This is a genomic window from Nocardiopsis sp. NPDC055879 (genome assembly GCF_053615935.1).
In genome coordinates this window covers 1-1,139 of sequence record NZ_JBSHCT010000106.1, presented here as the reverse complement: position 1 = coordinate 1,139, position 1,139 = coordinate 1, and the positions used below count along the sequence as shown (strand labels likewise).

The following is a 1,139-nucleotide window of genomic DNA, read 5'->3' as shown; positions in this document are numbered from 1 at the left end:
TCCTCCGCCCACAGGTCGGCGAAACCGAGCATGTCCTTGGCCAGAATCAGCCTCAGGCCCTCGTCGATGAGGTCGGAGGCGTTCTTGAGCGGTGCTCCCATGGCATGCACCTTTCTTCCATTTGGACGGTACGGTACCGTCCCGACGTGACCTTACACGGGACGGTGCCGTATCGTCCACACGTATGATGAGGGCATGAACGACCACACCCGACGCACACCCACCGGGGCCGCCGTCCTGCGTCCCCACGTCACCTCGGCCATCTCCGAGGCCGTACTGGACGAACTCGCCGAGCGCGGATACGGACGCCTGTCGATGGAGGGAGTGGCCAAACGCGCCGGGACGGGAAAGAGCTCCCTGTACCGCAGGTGGTCGTCCAAACAAGGGATGGTCATCTCGGCTCTGACCGAATTCAGCGTGCCGCCGGCCGAGATCGCCGACACCGGGTCCTTCGAGGGCGACCTGCGCGCTACGTTGGAGGCGGTGTACGTGTGGCTCACCCATCCGCGGTTCGCGGCGATCCTGCCCGACCTGGCCGCCGAGGCGGGGCGCGATCCGGAGCTGGTCCAGGCGATCGAGAGCGCCATCGGCGTGCGTCGCCGCGCGCTCGGGGAGGCCACTCTGCGTCGGGCCATCGAGCGTGGGGAACTCCCCGAGGACACCCACGTGCCCCTGGCCCTGGACCTGATGGCCGCGCCCCTGTACTGGCGCTTGAACATTCTCCGGGCCGAGGTCGATCCCGACTACCTGAACGCCCTGGTCACGTACCTCCTTCGGGCCCTGAACGCCCGCTGATCACGAGGGCACCGAGTTCTGTGTCCTCTCCTCCCGGGAGGAGTGACCGTTCCTCAGTGGGACGTGGTGCCGACGGCGACGTGGTCGTCGTGGGCGCCGGGTCCCTCGATGGCCTCGACCACCTCGGTGACCAGATCTTCCAGGAGGGTGATCCCGGTGGCGTAGTCGGTGTTGTGGTCCGACATCACCGCGATCAGGTACTCGTGCTCGGGCCCGGCCACGTAACCGACGCTGTTCATGATCCACAGCCCCCCGTTGGACTCGCGTGGGGTCCACCCGTTCTTGAGTCCGACGGTGTCGCCGCCGGTGGCGACGGCCGACACACCCCACGCCTGGTCGGGACC

The 1,139-nt window shown here is 67.5% G+C and carries 1 protein-coding gene and 1 pseudogene; one reads left to right on the top strand and one right to left on the bottom strand.

The window, feature by feature from the left end; genetic code table 11:
- The first annotated feature begins 195 nt into the window (after positions 1-195).
- Positions 196-795: a TetR/AcrR family transcriptional regulator gene (locus tag ACWGKS_RS30070; RefSeq protein ID WP_452525122.1), complete on the top strand. Its 600-nt coding sequence runs from the start codon at positions 196-198 to the stop codon at positions 793-795.
- 53 nt (positions 796-848) lie between these two features.
- On the opposite strand, the pseudogene ACWGKS_RS30065 reads toward ACWGKS_RS30070, so the two are convergent.
- Positions 849-1,139 (bottom strand): annotated as a pseudogene (locus ACWGKS_RS30065) (serine hydrolase); the annotation flags it as partial.

What these genes read in the sequence shown, in the direction of transcription:
- ACWGKS_RS30070 (WP_452525122.1), top strand. Translation starts at nt 196, where the DNA reads ATGAACGACCACACCCGACGCACACCCACCGGGGCCGCCGTCCTGCGT.